Here is a 15,827-nt window from a genome sequence, read left to right as displayed (position 1 = left end):
TGGAATCCTCCTTATACGCCTGTGACGTTTGGCTTTTTCGACGTGCTTTTATTAAGAAAATCCTGCACAAAGTCTTTGTACGGATCTTTGTCATACTGGTCAAAGTACGTCATGCCCATCTTAATCGGATCCCCGAAGAAGTAATACTCATAGTGAGCCTGGCGTGAACCGAATGCACTAAGTGTTGCATCCCAGGCAAGACGGAACAACTGCACTCGTTCAAAGCCATCAAGGTTCTTTCCTTGCATCGCTCGGTTAATAATCGGACCAATCTCCTCATGCTGGAAGTCCGCTTCACTCGGGATACCCATAAGTCCTGATGCCCCAAGAATGCGGATAATCTCTGTGATGCGAGGATAGATACGCGGATACCAGTTACGAGCTGCATTTAGCGCTTCAAAGTCTGGCGTCATCGTGCCCCATTTGTCTAGCTTGGCGTTGTGCTCGGCTTTATAAAGATGCGACTTCATCGTCTCAAGAGTCAGCATTACTTCTGTGCCCTTGTCTTTCACGTGCTGGAACTGATCGATGCCAATTGCGTCCATAACCTGCAGGATGATACCAAGCAAGAACTCGGTTTTCACGACGTTCTTCGAAACGACCTGATGAGACATATGCACAACTGCACCCGTTTCAGCAAACGTACGATTACAAATCGAAGAATTCTCACAAACAAAGACACGCTCCCACGGTACGAAAACGTTTTCAAAAGAAACGATCGCGTCTCCCTCTTCAAACCTAGAAGATAATGGGTGATCCCATTCGTTCTTGCCGTAATCAAACGACTCGCGGCTAATGAACTTTAAGCCTTCTGTGTTATTTGGTACAGCGAAAGCTAATGAATACGGATCATCTAGTTCACCAGACTTCTTCACCGTTGAAGGGAAAACTAGGATTTCATCCGTGATCCCACCCTGTGTTGCCAAGAGGCGAATCCCATCGACGATAATACCGTCTTTTCGCTTCTCAACAAGGTGAAGGGCGTTATTGGCATCCTTCTGTTCGTGCTGCGCTTTGGCTCTATTTACCTGCGGATGAATAAGTGTGTGGGTTAGGCTAATATCATTCTCACGGCAATACTCATAGTAATTGCGCGCATTCTCAGCAAACATCGGATCGGCTTCAGCGAACAAATCTGATGCTGTTCCCATCGCCATGACTTCAGCGTTCAAATAGTCAGGTGAGCGTCCCATCATGCCACCTGTTGCTTTCGCCCATTCCGTAATGGCCTCGCGGCGCTTAATGAGATCCTCGATCGATTCAGGACGCATGAACGTCATGCCGACTTTGTCCCCTGAGGTAGGAGATGTGTACAGCATTTTTTCCGGGTTTTCGTACTGAAGATCGTACAAGTGCGCCATTGATTTGACGACGTTTTTAAATGAAGGGTGCGTGGTCGGATCCTCGACCCGCTCCCCTCCGATGTAGACATTGTTCTTCGCCTTCCGAATTCTCTCAATATACTGATCACCTGTTTTAGCTGGCATCGTGTCTCCCCCTTATTTCTTTTTTCCGAACTGTGGAATGTGGTGTTCCCCAAGCGCAACGTGAATGACTTGCTGTTCAGTGTAAAATTCAAACGCATAATAGCCACCTTCACGACCAATGCCGCTATGTTTCGAACCGCCAAATGGCGTACGCAGATCGCGAACGTTTTGTGAATTCACCCAAAGCATTCCAGCGTCTACTGCTTGGGCAACGCGGTGACCTCGCTGAATATCTTTTGTCCAAACATAACCGGCTAAGCCGTACCGAATGTCGTTGGCTTTCTCAATCACTTCTTCTTCATCCTTAAACGGAATGACGGTCATCACAGGGCCAAAGATCTCTTCCTGAGCTATGCGCATTTTATTATCGGCTCCTAAAAGGAGGGTCGGTGCTACATAGTTACCGGTGCTGAAACTCTCCGGAACTTGGCCACTGTAAACTTCGCAACCTTCTTCTTTGGCAATATCGAGATAACTCTTCACTCTGTTGTAGTGCGTCTTATGAGCAAGAGGTCCGACTTGAGTCCCCTCATCTAATGGATCACCAACGATGATATTATCGACCCGCTCTTTCAAGGCAGCCACGAATTCGTCATAAATCTTCTCGTGAATGAACAGACGAGAATTCGCCGTACAGCGCTCACCGTTAAAGGAGAAAATTCCCCACGTACACGCATCGAGCGCTCGGTCGAAATCAGCGTCATCAAAGACAATGATCGGAGACTTTCCACCAAGTTCCATCGAGAAGCGCTTCAGCGTATCGGCTCCGTTTCGCATAATTTCAGACCCTGTTGTCGTTTCGCCTGTGAAAGAGATGAGCTGCACATCAGGATGAGCAACGAGTGATGCTCCAGCAGTCTCACCGAATCCATGCACAACATTGAACACGCCTTTTGGCAGACCGGCCTGGTCAATAATCTCCGCTAATCGGTTCGCCGTAAGCGGTGACCATTCAGCAGGTTTCAAAATGACCGTATTCCCTGTCGCAAGCGCCGGAGCAATCTTCCACGTCTCAAGCATAAATGGGGCGTTCCACGGTGTGATCAGCCCTGCAACTCCGACTGGTTTATGAATGGTATAGTTTAAAAATTCGTCATCAACGGGGTAGGTGTCTCCAACCAAGCGAGACGAAACCATTTCAGCATAGAAACGGAAATTCTGTGCCGCACGGGCGACCATTTTTTTCGTCTGACTGATGGGAAGACCTGTGTCGTATGATTCGAGCGGGGCAATCTCATGGATATGCTCATCGATTAAGTCAGCAATTTTGTAAATGTAGGCAAGACGCTCCTTTACTTTCATCTGACCCCATTCACCTTTGAACGCTGTCTTTGCAGCTAACACAGCCTCATCGATATCTGCGCTATCCCCTTCAGCAATGTGATTAATGGTCTCATTAGTAAATGGATTGATATTCTCGAAACTTTTCCCGCTTGATGCAGCAACAAAGGATCCGTTTATATATAAATTCACATCACGAACACTTTCTAAGATGTCTTTCACCATTTGGGTTTTATCCTGTAACTGATTACTCAACGTTTAGACCTCCTTTTTTGTAAACGCTTTCTTATATTGGTAAAAAAATTTACTTCAAACCGATTCCATCAGCGATCTCTACATAATTTGCAAGGACCGATCGGATCTCATCTTGCAAGGTACCTGTTGGTAAATCCATCGGCAGACGAAGATCGGGATTGATCTTGCCCATCATACCGAGCGCTGCTTTCAGTGGAGCTGGGTTCGTATCTTTAAAGAGTACGTCATTCAGAGGCATCAGATCATAGTGCAGATCTTGTGCTCGCTTCACATCCCCTTCTACCCACGCATCATAAATTTCTGCTACTTTATCAGGCACGACGTTCGCGGTTGCGCTAATGTGACCGGCTCCACCAATCGCAAGCATCGGATAGCAAAGAAGTTCAATTCCTGAATAAAGAAGGAAATCACGACCACAATGTAGTAACACACGATTGATATGCTCAAAATCTTTATTTGACTCTTTTACTCCAATAATATTTTCACAATCCTGACTAAGCTTTGCTAATGTGCTGACGTGCAGGTTCGTCGCTGTACGCCCAGGAATGTTATAAACTATAATAGGGATGTCAACAGAATCTGCCACTGCTTTGAAGTGTTTATACAGTGCATGTTGGGATGGCTTATTGTAGTAAGGGACGATCACGAGCGCCGCATCTGCTCCGATTTCCTCAGCTTTCTTTGTCAGGTACAGGGTTTCCTGGTGATTTGTGGACCCTGTCCCTGGCACAAAAGGAACCCGCCCGTTAATGGCTTTATGAGCCTCTTTCATTACGTCAACCCGCTCTTCAACGGTTAAAGAACTCGGCTCTCCCGTTGTTCCCGTAACAGAGATCGCGTGCGTTCCACTTGCAATATGCCAATGAATCAGCTTTCTGAAGGCTTCAAAATCAATAGAATGGTCTTTTTGAAAAGGGGTTACAATCGGTGCGATTGACCCTCGTAGTCTTTGTTTCGCTTCTTGAATATTCATTTACAAAACTCCTTTCTTGCCCGAAAAGATTTTATATTTTTCTGAAATATTTGTCATTTTAACGATACCATGTGCTACGATAGATTTAAAATATCTATAAAGTCTTCTTTTCATATTTAAAAGATATATAGAATAGGAGTTGAACCGATGGATATTCGTCAGTTACGTTACTTTTATGTAATCGCACAGGAGCGTCAAATCACCCGTGCAGCTAAGCGGCTTCATATAGCTCAGCCCCCCCTCAGTCAGCAGCTCAAACAACTAGAAGCAGAGCTTGAAGTAAGCCTAGTCGAACGAAACGGGCGAACTCTAGAGCTCACAGAAGCCGGGAAGGTGCTCTATCAAAGAGCTGAGAAGATTCTCCACGAAATGGAAGACCTCGTTACTGAAGTGAAGGAAACGGGCGTCGGCATTCGTGGCACACTTTCACTTGGATCTGTGAAATCTTGTTTTCCCTATCTCCCATCCAAACTAAAATCCTTCCGTGATGAACATCCCCTTCTTCGTTATAAACTCCAGGAAGGTGATACATCTTCTTTATCCGAAAGCATACGGAACAGAGAGATCGAGCTTGCGATTGTTCGGCTCCCTATCGACAGCGAGGACTTCTCTGTTGTCCATTTGCCAACCGAACCCTACGTCCTTGTCGTGCCTGATGGTTGGACGGAATTTGCGGCGGGGCGGACGAGCGTCTCCATGCGTGAACTAGAAGAAACCCCTCTTTTATTGCTACATAGACTGAGTGGTGTTGGGCAATTTGAAATGATTTTAGAAGAATGTCGCCAACACGGATTTGAACCAACTGTTATTTGCGAATGCCCCGACGTAACGATGCTTCTTTCCCTTGTCTCGGCTCAAGTCGGAGCGACCATCGTTCCCAAAGCATCGTTAAAAGACAGACATGACCCAGGCCTCCGTGTGATTACGATTCATGATGCGAAGATTCAGGCTGAGCCAGCCATTGTATGGATGAAGGAACGCTTCTTATCTGTTGCCGCACGAAAGTTTATTGACCAATTCGAACCTGTTGAAAGTCTCCAGTAAAAAAGATTTGAATTTTTAGAATCTTTATGTTTATGATAGACGTGATTCGAATTCGGCTTGAAGGAGGAAATCCTGATGAAGAAAGCAAAAGTCCAATTAAGTGGTGTTCCACAAGCAAAAGAAATGACGATTGATCCAGCTAAAGGTACACTCTCTGATGGCGACGGGTCGTTGCGACTAGATTTCCCTTTATCCGGCAACGTCTACGGAACAGCCATGAACTACAAAGGGAATTTAGATCAATTTGGTAGATCTCTGCACGAAGCCCCGTACCAAAAGCCACCAGAAGCACCCGTTTTATATATGAAGCCACGTAATACATTTACAGGCCCAGAAACAGCGATTAGGATTCCAGAAGGTGAAACGGAAGTGGAAGTTGGCGCTGCACTTGCGATCGTATTTGGTCGCACAGCTAGTAAAGTGCATGAAAAAAACGCTCTCGATTTTGTAAGCGGATACACAATCGTGAACGATATCTCTCTCCCCCACGACAGCATCCACAGACCTGCCATTAAAGAGAAGGCTCAAGACGGTTTCTGCGCAGCAGGTCCCTGGATTGTGAATGCAGATGAAGTGGTGAATCCAGATGACCTCGGTATCCGTATTTATATCAACGGCGCACTGCGTCAGGAACACTCCACGTCCGAATTAGTTCGACCTGTTGGAAAACTTATAGCGGATGTGAGCTCATTTATGACGCTCCATAAAGGCGATACGCTGCTCGTTGGCCTGCCACCAGGTGCACCACGCGTCCAGTCAGGAGATGAAGTCCGCATCCAAATCGATGAGATCGGCGCACTTACCAACCATTTTGTCTCAGAACGTTCATATGTGAAGGAGGGCAACCGATGAAGAAAGCACGTGTAAGTTACAAAGGGAATGTATACGAGGCGATTGTTGAGGGTGATCAACTCTTGTTAGAGTCTGGCCAAACCGTGCACGAATCAAAAGTCACCTGGCTCCCCCCTCTTGAAACTGGCACCATTTTTGCCCTTGGCCTGAACTTCGCTGACCACGCATCAGAACTCGCTTTCAACGCACCTAAGGAACCACTGGTCTTTTTAAAAGGACCAAATACGCTCATCGGCCATCATGGCGAGACGCCACGCCCCACTGATGTGACGCATATGCACTATGAATGTGAGCTGGCCGTTGTCATAGGACGTCAGGGAAAAAATATCACAAAAGATGAGGCCTACGATTATGTAGCCGGCTACACGATCGCCAACGACTACGCTTTCCGGGATTACCTAGAAAATTACTACCGCCCGAACTTCCGCGTCAAAAACCGGGACAACTGTACGCCAATCGGACCTTGGATCATGGATAAAGATGATGTCTCTGATCCTATGAATCTTGCTCTCCGTACGTATGTAAACGGCACACTTGAGCAAGAAGGAAGCACGAAGGATATGATTTTCTCTGTTCCGTATCTAATTGAATATTTAAGTAGCTTCATGACGCTTAACGAAGGCGATGTGATCCTAACCGGCACACCAAAAGGCCCTACAAAAGTAAACGTCGGCGATGAAGTCGTTACAGAAATAGAAGGCATCGGCCGTTTAGCGAATACGATTATCGAAGAACAGCCCGCTCCAATATCCTAAAGGAGGAATGACCCATTGCCTCATATTATTGTGGAGTACACCGATAACTTAGTTGATTTTGACTTTCGTTCTTTGTTGAAGCAAATGAACATGGTGTTAGTGGAATCCCCCCACTTCCCAACAGGCGGGATCCGCTCTCGAGCTGTGAAACGAACAGACTACGTCGTGGCTGACGGAACAGAAGATGATTCTTTCGTTCATATTGAATTAAAAGTAGGAGCAGGTCGAAGTGAGGAAATTTTGAAAGAGACGAGTGAAGCTTTGTTTGCAGTAGCTGAATCGTTCTTTAGCGACTGCTTCAAAGATCATTACCTGGCTCTATCTCTTGAGGTGACTGAATTTAACTTCCCGACTCAGAAGAAAAATAATATTCATAATCGATATACAGGCTGAGCGTTCAGCCTGTTTTTTTGTGGTTTTTTAGGGGGATCGGCTCTCTGGCCCGGGGAGGTTGAGCGAGGCCAGAAAGCTTGAGTCGCTTTCGGGCGGACTTGAACCGGTCCACCCAGCTTGAGCCACTTCTCAACTACTTGAGCCGAATCAGGACGAACTTGAGCCAACTCTCCATCAACTCGAGCCACTTTTCTTCCTCTTGAGCCTTTTGCATTCAGACTCGAGCCGCTTTTTTGGCTTCTTGAGTCAGTTTTCGCTTAGCTTGGGTCACTTCCTCTGATCTTGAGCCGGTTCCGCGGAGCTTGAGCCACTTTCACCCGGACTTGAACCGGTTCACCCAGCTTGAGCCCTTCCGCCCATATTTGACTAACTCACCCCAAATAAAAAAACTGCCCAAACCAAGTTTGGGCAGTTCACCTCTTGAAAAATTTAGTTAATCAAAGCCTGCAACGGAGCTGGAATGCGGCCGCCGCGGTTCACGAAGCCTTCGCTGCTGTATGGATTGACGCCCATAACAGGAGCGCGGCCAAGTAGTCCGCCGAATTCGATCATTTCGCCTTCTTCTTTTCCTGGAACCGGGATGACGCGTACGGCTGTTGTTTTCTTATTAATCATGCCGATTGCGGCTTCGTCGGCGATGATGCCTGATAAGGTAGCTGGTGATGCGTCACCGGTTAGGGCGATCATATCAAGACCTACGGAACAAACGCATGTCATCGCTTCAAGTTTTGACAGGGAAAGGGATCCTTCCATTACCCCTTCGATCATACCTTCGTCTTCACTAACCGGAATAAATGCACCGCTTAATCCGCCTACATACGAGCTAGCCATGGCGCCGCCTTTTTTCACAGCGTCATTCATAAGAGCGAGCGCCGCGATTGTACCGTGTGTACCAACGCGTTCAAGTCCGATCTCTTCTAATATGCGAGCAACACTGTCGTTTAGCGCGTTCGTTGGCGCAAGGGACAGGTCTAGAATGCCGAATGGAACGCCGATTCGTTCGGCTACCTGGCGTCCAACAAGTTCTCCGGCGCGGGTAATTTTGAAGACTGTATTTTTAATGACTTCAGATACTTCACCAAGATCCGCTTCTGGGTAACGCTTCAGTGCGCTCAATACAACACCAGGGCCACTAACGCCAACGTTTAGGACCGCTTCGCCTTCCCCTGTTCCGTGGAAAGCACCGGCCATGAACGGGTTGTCCTCTACTGGGTTACTGAATACAACAAGCTTCGCACAAGCAATTCCGTTTTGATCCTTTGTGCGTTCTGCTGCATCACTGATCACGTGACCCATTTGTTTCACAACATCCATATTGATACCTGTACGAGTTGTCGCTACAGACACGGATCCACAGACGCGTTCGGTTACGCTTAGGGCTTCAGGTAGAGAATCAATTAGAGTCTGGTCTCCTTTTGTTACACCTTTATGAGTAAGAGCGGAATAACCTCCGATGAAATCTACACCCAGGTCTTTTGCTGCCTGATCTAATGATTTCGCGACTTCAACGGCTTCAGCCACAGTCGCATTACCAAGGATTTCAGATACGGGAGTGATTGATATACGTTTATTGATAATCGGTACACCGTACTCTTTTTCAACTTGCTCAGCAACAGTTGTTAAGTCTTTCGCGTATGTCGTAATTTTGTTGTAGACATTTTCTTTTAACTTCTCAATATCTGAATCGGCACAGTCACGAAGGCTGATTCCAATTGTAACCGTACGGATATCGAGGTTCTCCATTTGAACCATGCGGATGGTTTCTGTTATTTCGTTAAATGCAATATTCATGGGGAGCCCTCCTTAAATGCGGTGCATAGACTGGAAGACTTCTTCTAGCTGCAGACTAATTTGCACGCCTAAGTTCTCGCCAGTTTCTTGTAGTACTTTTCTGATTGCATCAAGATCATGTGCTTCTTTCACGTCGATAATCATAATCATTGTGAAGTATTCTTCCACAATCGTTTGGCTGATATCGAGCACGTTCAATTTATATTCTGCGAGTACGTTTGTCACGTTCGCGATGATTCCGACTTGGTCTTTTCCGATGACGCTTACTACTGCTTTACGTTTTTCCATGATGATCCACCTCTGCCTATATTTTCTGTGAACAAAAAAAGAGATCAGCTCTCGCCGACCTCAGACAAACGTACCCATACACGTATTCTGTATGTAAGTTCGTTCCTGTCCGGTTGCCTGAGATCATGAACCCTTCGGCGCCGCTTTACGCGATCTCTCCAGGATTGGCTCCAGTTATAGTGTTACCCATAACCTTCACGGCCACTATTCTTTTGAATAAATGTAATGGTACCAATATGCGTATCGTTGGTCAAGGACTATGTTTTCCTTACCCCGTTAGTACGTCTTCTTTCGGATATTTGACTCGGTCAATCCGATGCTTGGCAAAAGCGAACGCGAAGGTTAGGGGCCCTAATTTTCCAACGAGCATCGTTAAGATAATCGTTACTTTGCCTATGATGGTCAAACTTCCGGTTAATCCCATCGACAGTCCCACTGTACCAAAGGCAGAAACTCCTTCAAATACGATATCTAGAAAAGGTGCATCTTCGGTTAAATTTAAGACAAAAATAGCCACAAGGACAACGAACACACTTCCCATAGCAAGAGACAAGGCTCTTAGTACTAGTGAATAAGGAAGGCTCCGCTTAAACGTCACGACTTCCTCTCTCTGTTTATAAAACGTAAACGTGGCTAGCACAATTAAAAGTGCAGTCGTTAACTTAATGCCACCAGCTGTTGACGCACTTCCTCCACCAATAAACATGAGAATAATCATGTAAAAAAGAGAGGCGTGTTCCATTGAACCAATGTCTAACGTATTAAACCCTGCCGTCCTAGGCGTTACGGCCTGGAAGTAAGCAGATTGAATCTGATCTGGCGTCGTCATGGAGGCAAGCGTATTTGGATTGTTGTATTCAAGGACAAAGATCATGAGAAAGCTAAAAATATTAATCGCAAGGGTACCTACAATCATGAGCTTCGAATGTAAAGAAAGCTGCCGGAATTCTTTGCTTTGCCACATATCAAACACAACGGTAAATCCGATTCCACCTATGATAAATAAAATGGTGATGACGATGTTTACGACAGGATCACCTACATATCCGGATAAACTATCGGACCAAATCGAGAAACCGGCATTATTAAACGCAGATATCGCATGAAACACACTTGCATAGAGTCCTTGACCCCAACCGAGTTCTGGAACCCAAACAAGTGAAAGGAACACAACAGCGATCGCTTCCATGATCAAACTGAAAATTAACAATCGCTTAGCCAAAGCGATGACGCCACCAATTGTATTTTGATTAAGTGCTTGTTTAATTAATAAACGCTCGCGAATGCCAATCTTCCTGCCTAATGCGAGATAGATTAAAACGGCAAACGTCATAATCCCTAATCCGCCGAGCTGAATGAGTGCCATAATGACAATTTCACCGAAGTAAGTAAAAGCCGTCCCCGTATCGACTACAACTAGCCCCGTAACCGTCATTGCAGATGTAGATGTGAACAGTGCATCGATAATAGATATTCCATTTGTTGTCGAAATCGGCAACATAAGAATTAAAGTACCTAATACAATCAGGCTCAGAAACGTGGTAATTAAAATCTGGGGCGGATTCCACTCCATTTGCTTGTCTCTCCGTTTCATCCTCACCCTTCCCTTCCAACAAAACATCAAAAAATATTCTCTATATTATACTTTATTTAACTCCTGCTCCCCCCAAAAAGCAACCCTTTTATTCAAATCACACTTTTCCACCCTAAAGCACTAACGCGTGCCTGACACCCTTTAGTTATCTAAAGCAATAACGCGTGTCTGGCACCCTTTCACACTGTGCATTGATAAAGTATTGTGATTAAAAAAACGTGAGCGCTTTTACTTTGCGCTCACGTTTGGGTTCGTATGCACCTAGTCTTTATCTAGGTGAATGTATTTAAGATTTCGTACTTGTGAAGCCGCCATCAATTCGAATAACATCTCCGTTAATATACTGCGCTTTAGATGTTAATAAGAAGGCTACGGATTCAGCTACTTCTTCTGGTGTGCCTAGTCGTTTTTGAGGAATACCATTTTCAGCACTTTCTTTCATGTTCGGGTTATTCTCAAAGAATTCTTTCACCATCGGGGTCTCAGTTGGACCTGGTGCAATGGCATTCACACGAAGGCCATCTTTTGCGTACTCAGCAACTAAGCTTTTCGTTAAGCCAATCATGGCGTGTTTTGTAGCAGAATAGGTCACAACGGAATCCTGACCAATTACACCTGCACTTGAAGATGTATTGACAATCGCTCCTCCGCCATTGTTGACCATTACTTCAGCCACATAGCGAACGCCATATAATGCGCCCATTAAGTTAATGTCTACAATCTTTTCGATTTCGCTTACTTCTGTATCTAAGAAATAGCCGCCGCTTCCTGATATACCGGCGTTATTAAAGAAATAATCAATGGTACCAAAGTGATTGACAGTCTCATCTACATAATTCTTTACTTCATCAAATTTTGAGACATCAGCTTTAATAAAGATCGCGTCAACACCAGCTTCTTTTAACTGCTTGACCGTTTCATTACCGCCTTCTTCATCTATATCTACAACAGAGATATTCACATCATCTTCTGCTAGACGAAGAGCTGTAGAGCGACCTAACCCACTACCTGCACCTGTAATTACTGCAACTTTACTCATCTCAAAAACCTCCTTAAGTAGTATCACACCATTACACTTTCCCAAAAGACCTACTACTATAAACCTGGCAACATTACCCAACCTTTAGCACTCTAAAGCGAAGATGCGTGCCAGACACCCTTTCTTGCTCTAAAGTACTACTAGGTGCCTGGCACCCTTTACTACTCTAAAGCAAAAAAGCAAGCAACTGGTAGCAGCTACTTGCTTTTTGAGTCTTTATTTTTGGTGGTAAACGACGGCTTCGTATGGGCGAAGGGTGATGCCTTCTTTAGATGCATCAGGTGCACCGCTATAGTTGTGAATCATAACGGAAGCTCCATCGAAGCTTACGTCTTCTGGCCATGGACGTTCAATTGTTTCCCCTGTCCAGTTCGTTACTACGACAAGCGTTTCTCCTTCATGTTCACGCTTATACGCATACACTTCCTCATCTTCCTGCCAAATGAGGCTGTGATCGCCATTTACGATGACCTCATGTTCTTTCCGAAGAGCGATTAGCTTCTTATAGTAATGAAAGATCGAATCAGAATTCTCGCGTTCTTTCTCAACATTAATCTGGTCGTAATTCGGATTTACTTTTAGCCAAGGGGTACCAGATGTGAAGCCGGCGTTTTCAGACGAATCCCACTGCATCGGTGTACGCGCATTGTCACGGCCTTTTTCATGAATCGCTTTAAGAATTTTGTCCGGGTCATGCCCTTTCTCAACAACCATATCCTGCCACAGGTTACGGATCTCGACGTCTTCATAATCATCAATCGATGGGAAGTGCACGTTTGTCATTCCGATTTCTTGGCCCTGATAGACATATGGCGTGCCTTGCATCATATGAAGCCACGTTGCAAGCATCTTCGCACTCTCAGCGTGATACTCCCCATCATCACCAAAGCGAGAAACCGATCGAGGCTGGTCGTGGTTCTCAAGGTATAGAGAGTTCCAACCCTTATTAAAGAGCTCCACTTGCCATTTCGACATAATTTCTTTTAACTCGGTGAGCTTCCAATCTTTCTCTTCCCACTTGCCCATCTGGCCACCAGGCTGGGCATCAACATCCATGTGCTGGAACTGGAATAGCATCGATAGTACGCCTGAATCTTCATTCGTAAACTGCTTCCCTTCCTCAGGCGTTACAAATCCAGTCTCTCCAACAGTCAGGATATCGTAATGATCAAGTACTTCCTCTTTCATCTCCTGCATAAATTCCATGAAGCGAGGGCCATTTGCGAAGTAATCGCTGCCCCACTGGAATTCATCTTCAGGCTTCGTGACTGGCGCATCCGGTAGCCCTTCGACTTTTGAAATTAAGTTAATAACGTCCATGCGGAATCCATCGACACCGCGATCTAGCCACCAGCGCATCATTTCGTACACTTTCTGACGCACATCAGGATTCTCCCAGTTTAAGTCTGGCTGCTTTTTCGTAAATAAATGAAGATAGTACTCACCCGTTGGCTCATGATACTCCCACGCCGAACCGCTGAAGAAGGAAAGCCAGTTGTTCGGCTCTTTCCCCTCTTCATTAGGTGGGCGCCAAATATAAAAGTCACGATACGGATTGTCTTTTGACTTCTTCGCCTCTTGGAACCAAGGATGTTCATCAGACGTGTGATTGACGACAAGGTCCATCACAAGCTTAAGCCCTTTCTCGTGCATCGTTGTAATTAAGCGATCCCACGTCTCAAGATCACCGAACTCTGTCATAATGTCCTGATAATCACTAATATCATAGCCGTTATCATCATTAGGGGACTTATAGATCGGTGAGAGCCAGATGACATCAATCCCAAGCTCAACAAGATAATCAAGCTTTTCAATAATGCCTTCTAAATCTCCAATACCATCACCGTTGCTGTCATTAAAGCTTCTCGGATAGATTTGATAAACGACCGAGTTCTTCCACCATTGCGTTGATTGTTCCATTTCTTAAATCCCCCTCTTTTATTCTTTTACAGCACCTGAAGTCAGACCAGATACGATTCGACGCTGGAATAACAGCACCATAATGACAAGCGGAACCGTCACAATAACCGTTGCCGCAGTAATCTCTCCCCAAGGAATCGTGTACTGTCCCTGGAACATGCCAATACCAACCGGCACTGTCTTATGACTTTCAGCTGTATTAATCGTTAAAGCAAACAGAAACTCGTTCCATGCTGCTATGAACACTAAGATTGCTGTCGTAAAAATTCCCGGCACAGCCAGTGGCAAAATAATCTTGAAATACGTCTGCATCATAGACGCACCGTCCATTTTCGCAGACTCTTCTAAATCGAACGGGATCTTACGGAAAAACGTAACGAGTAACCAGATCGATAAAGGTAATGCAAAGGTCGTATATGGAATAATTAACCCGAGGTAACTATTCGTTAAACCCAAATTCTTCATAAAAATATAGATCGGCGAAATCGTTGCAATTTGCGGAAACATCGAGACAGATAATACGACGCCAAGAATGACGGTTTTTCCAGGGAATTCAAGACGCGCAATCGCGTACGCTGCAAATGCTGCGACAAAAACGGTATAAACGGTGGTAATCGTCGCTACGACAGTACTGTTCCATAAGTATTTCAAGAACGGATAGTTCACAAAAACAGACACATAGTTCTCAACCGTTGGATTGCTTGTAAACCAATTGAACGCTTCATCACCAAATAATTCAGCTACCGGTTTGACGGAGCTCAATAAGATCCACAGAAACGGGAACATGATGATGAAAATAAATACCGCTAAGAATAGGTAAAAGCCTACCCCTGCTTTTTTCTGCATCCTGATCACTCCTTATTTTTTCGCTCCGTCTCCAAGTAAGTCTGAGCCTAAGAATTTAATGTAAATCATTGAGATAATCGCTACACAGATAAACACGATGACCGCAAGCGCCGAACCTTCTCCAAAGTTCGTTTGAGCAAACATGACTTTATAAGAGAAGATGGAGATTGTTTCTGTCGCATTCGCTGGTCCTCCACCTGTTAATACATAAATTAAATCAAAAACCCGGAAGGCATCGAGCGTACGGAACAACAATGCGACAAGAATGCTCGATTTAAGAAGCGGGAGGGTGATTTGCGTGAATTGCTTCCATTTGCTCGCTCCATCAATCGAAGATGCTTCATACAAGGAACCAGGAATGGTTTGTAGCCCAGCTAGTAAAAGGAGGGCCATATAAGGTGTTGTCTTCCAAACGTCTGTTAAAATAACCGCCGCCATCGACCCAAATGGAGTAGTCAAAAGCGTACTCATTTGATCGATAAGGCCTATATCAGCAAAGAATTTAGCAATAATCCCGTTTTGACCATCGTAAAGAAAGCCCCACATTTTAGCGGATACAGCCGTCGGAATCGCCCATGGTATTAGAATCGCGGCCCGCACCATACCACGACCGAAGAATGCTTTATTAATAAGAAGGGCAATCCCCATACCTAGGACAAGCTCAAATCCTACGGAAATGACAGTGAATACCCCTGTATTCATAAGGGAGACCCACATACGCTTTTCTGTTAAGCTATTTTTATAATGGTCGAGACCGATAAAGTTTGACTCCACGACCGTTTTAAGTAAAGCATTCGAGAGTCCTGTGAGCTTGTCTCCTTGCTGCAAGACGCCTTCATCCTGCAACGTATTTAGTTCTTCATTAATAGAAGCAAACTCTTCATCAAACTCCTGTCCGAATGATCGATCAATCTCCACAAACTTAAGATCCTCACTTGGAACTTCAAAGTTGAAAAGGAGTTCATCCACCTCTTCATAAGGACCTGCCACACCGTCCTGAGCTTTTAACTGCTTATCAAACTCCGTTAACTCTGCTTTCATTTCCTGGAGTTGGGTTTGAACTTCAGGTGGTGCATCATCAATCTCTTGGTCAAGCGCACTGACTAAGAAGGGCTGGTTATTCAAATACCTCTCAAGATCAAGCGTATAATCTAAATGAATGCTAGACTTCGTTGGGTCATTTAATCGATAATCAAACAAGCTGAAATAAAAGGATTGCATAACTGGCCAAATCGCTATGGCCAATATAAGAATTAACGACGGAGCAACTAAAAGGTAACCCATTCTTCTCTCTTTCTTCTTTGAATCA

At 45.1% G+C, this 15,827-nt stretch carries 15 protein-coding genes and 1 riboswitch; of the genes, 4 read left to right on the top strand and 11 right to left on the bottom strand.

What is annotated here, in order from left to right; genetic code table 11:
• Window positions 1–11: 11 nt before the first annotated feature.
• The 3 genes from hpaB to hpaI all read right to left on the bottom strand — a co-directional run bounded on the left by hpaB (window position 12) and on the right by hpaI (window position 3,996).
• Window positions 12–1,487: a 4-hydroxyphenylacetate 3-monooxygenase, oxygenase component gene (gene hpaB / locus IEW76_RS08050; RefSeq protein WP_188652638.1), complete on the bottom strand. Its 1,476-nt coding sequence runs from the start codon at window positions 1,485–1,487 to the stop codon at window positions 12–14.
• A gap of 12 nt (window positions 1,488–1,499) precedes the next feature.
• Window positions 1,500–2,993: a 5-carboxymethyl-2-hydroxymuconate semialdehyde dehydrogenase gene (gene hpaE / locus IEW76_RS08045; protein ID WP_188652718.1), complete on the bottom strand. Its 1,494-nt coding sequence runs from the start codon at window positions 2,991–2,993 to the stop codon at window positions 1,500–1,502.
• A gap of 79 nt (window positions 2,994–3,072) precedes the next feature.
• Window positions 3,073–3,996, bottom strand: a complete 924-nt coding sequence (hpaI, locus tag IEW76_RS08040) for a 2,4-dihydroxyhept-2-ene-1,7-dioic acid aldolase (RefSeq protein ID WP_188652636.1) — start codon at window positions 3,994–3,996, stop codon at window positions 3,073–3,075.
• Between the two features lie 147 nt (window positions 3,997–4,143).
• Here hpaI and IEW76_RS08035 point away from each other — a divergent pair, with 147 nt between their 5' ends.
• From IEW76_RS08035 to IEW76_RS08020, 4 genes are all read left to right on the top strand, one after another.
• Entirely contained in the window at window positions 4,144–5,040 is an 897-nt protein-coding gene (locus tag IEW76_RS08035) for a LysR family transcriptional regulator (protein WP_188652634.1), read from the top strand.
• Between the two features lie 75 nt (window positions 5,041–5,115).
• On the top strand, window positions 5,116–5,892 hold the full coding sequence (locus tag IEW76_RS08030) for a fumarylacetoacetate hydrolase family protein (RefSeq protein ID WP_188652632.1): 777 nt from the start codon (window positions 5,116–5,118) through the stop codon (window positions 5,890–5,892).
• Entirely contained in the window at window positions 5,889–6,647 is a 759-nt protein-coding gene (locus IEW76_RS08025) for a fumarylacetoacetate hydrolase family protein (RefSeq protein ID WP_188652630.1), read from the top strand. Before IEW76_RS08030 ends, IEW76_RS08025 begins: the two co-directional genes overlap by 4 nt.
• 15 nt (window positions 6,648–6,662) lie before the next feature.
• Entirely contained in the window at window positions 6,663–7,040 is a 378-nt protein-coding gene (locus IEW76_RS08020; protein WP_188652628.1) for a 5-carboxymethyl-2-hydroxymuconate Delta-isomerase, read from the top strand.
• Here the strand turns inward: IEW76_RS08020 and IEW76_RS08015 are convergent.
• The 8 genes from IEW76_RS08015 to IEW76_RS07980 form a co-directional block, all read right to left on the bottom strand.
• A complete protein-coding gene (locus tag IEW76_RS08015; RefSeq protein WP_188652626.1) occupies window positions 7,019–7,228 on the bottom strand; it encodes a hypothetical protein in 210 nt (69 codons plus the stop codon). The two genes, IEW76_RS08020 and IEW76_RS08015, sit on opposite strands and share 22 nt — an antisense overlap.
• A 241-nt stretch (window positions 7,229–7,469) precedes the next feature.
• Window positions 7,470–8,831 (bottom strand): PFL family protein, encoded by a 1,362-nt coding sequence (locus IEW76_RS08010; protein ID WP_188652624.1) that lies wholly within the window; start codon window positions 8,829–8,831, stop codon window positions 7,470–7,472.
• Window positions 8,832–8,843: 12 nt separating this feature from the next.
• Window positions 8,844–9,119: an ACT domain-containing protein gene (locus IEW76_RS08005; RefSeq protein ID WP_188652622.1), complete on the bottom strand. Its 276-nt coding sequence runs from the start codon at window positions 9,117–9,119 to the stop codon at window positions 8,844–8,846.
• Between the two features lie 95 nt (window positions 9,120–9,214).
• A riboswitch (glycine riboswitch) is annotated at window positions 9,215–9,291 on the bottom strand.
• A 96-nt stretch (window positions 9,292–9,387) separates the two neighbouring features.
• A complete protein-coding gene (locus tag IEW76_RS08000) occupies window positions 9,388–10,740 on the bottom strand; it encodes a TrkH family potassium uptake protein (protein ID WP_188652620.1) in 1,353 nt (450 codons plus the stop codon).
• A 259-nt stretch (window positions 10,741–10,999) separates the two neighbouring features.
• Window positions 11,000–11,752, bottom strand: a complete 753-nt coding sequence (locus IEW76_RS07995) for an SDR family NAD(P)-dependent oxidoreductase (RefSeq protein ID WP_188652618.1) — start codon at window positions 11,750–11,752, stop codon at window positions 11,000–11,002.
• Between the two features lie 216 nt (window positions 11,753–11,968).
• On the bottom strand, window positions 11,969–13,672 hold the full coding sequence (locus tag IEW76_RS07990) for a glycoside hydrolase family 13 protein (RefSeq protein ID WP_188652615.1): 1,704 nt from the start codon (window positions 13,670–13,672) through the stop codon (window positions 11,969–11,971).
• 18 nt (window positions 13,673–13,690) lie between these two features.
• Window positions 13,691–14,518, bottom strand: coding sequence for a carbohydrate ABC transporter permease (locus tag IEW76_RS07985; RefSeq protein WP_188652613.1), 828 nt, complete (start codon window positions 14,516–14,518; stop codon window positions 13,691–13,693).
• A gap of 12 nt (window positions 14,519–14,530) precedes the next feature.
• Complete coding sequence (locus tag IEW76_RS07980; RefSeq protein ID WP_188652716.1) at window positions 14,531–15,802, bottom strand: carbohydrate ABC transporter permease; 1,272 nt, start codon at window positions 15,800–15,802, stop codon at window positions 14,531–14,533.
• Window positions 15,803–15,827 lie beyond the last annotated feature (25 nt).

The sequence above is a fragment of the Pontibacillus salipaludis genome, assembly GCF_014642405.1.
Classification (GTDB): Bacteria; Bacillota; Bacilli; order Bacillales; family BH030062; genus Pontibacillus; species Pontibacillus salipaludis.
Note: the sequence above shows the minus strand (reverse complement) of the source record. Positions and strands in the feature narration are given on the sequence as shown.

What these genes read in the sequence shown, in the direction of transcription:
- hpaB (WP_188652638.1), bottom strand. Translation starts at nt 1,487, where the DNA reads ATGCCAGCTAAAACAGGTGATCAGTATATTGAGAGAATTCGGAAGGCG.
- hpaE (WP_188652718.1), bottom strand. Translation starts at nt 2,993, where the DNA reads ATGGTGAAAGACATCTTAGAAAGTGTTCGTGATGTGAATTTATATATA.
- hpaI (WP_188652636.1), bottom strand. Translation starts at nt 3,996, where the DNA reads ATGAATATTCAAGAAGCGAAACAAAGACTACGAGGGTCAATCGCACCG.
- IEW76_RS08035 (WP_188652634.1), top strand. Translation starts at nt 4,144, where the DNA reads ATGGATATTCGTCAGTTACGTTACTTTTATGTAATCGCACAGGAGCGT.
- IEW76_RS08030 (WP_188652632.1), top strand. Translation starts at nt 5,116, where the DNA reads ATGAAGAAAGCAAAAGTCCAATTAAGTGGTGTTCCACAAGCAAAAGAA.
- IEW76_RS08025 (WP_188652630.1), top strand. Translation starts at nt 5,889, where the DNA reads ATGAAGAAAGCACGTGTAAGTTACAAAGGGAATGTATACGAGGCGATT.
- IEW76_RS08010 (WP_188652624.1), bottom strand. Translation starts at nt 8,831, where the DNA reads ATGAATATTGCATTTAACGAAATAACAGAAACCATCCGCATGGTTCAA.
- IEW76_RS08005 (WP_188652622.1), bottom strand. Translation starts at nt 9,119, where the DNA reads ATGGAAAAACGTAAAGCAGTAGTAAGCGTCATCGGAAAAGACCAAGTC.
- IEW76_RS08000 (WP_188652620.1), bottom strand. Translation starts at nt 10,740, where the DNA reads ATGTTTTGTTGGAAGGGAAGGGTGAGGATGAAACGGAGAGACAAGCAA.
- IEW76_RS07995 (WP_188652618.1), bottom strand. Translation starts at nt 11,752, where the DNA reads ATGAGTAAAGTTGCAGTAATTACAGGTGCAGGTAGTGGGTTAGGTCGC.
- IEW76_RS07990 (WP_188652615.1), bottom strand. Translation starts at nt 13,672, where the DNA reads ATGGAACAATCAACGCAATGGTGGAAGAACTCGGTCGTTTATCAAATC.
- IEW76_RS07985 (WP_188652613.1), bottom strand. Translation starts at nt 14,518, where the DNA reads ATGCAGAAAAAAGCAGGGGTAGGCTTTTACCTATTCTTAGCGGTATTT.
- IEW76_RS07980 (WP_188652716.1), bottom strand. Translation starts at nt 15,802, where the DNA reads ATGGGTTACCTTTTAGTTGCTCCGTCGTTAATTCTTATATTGGCCATA.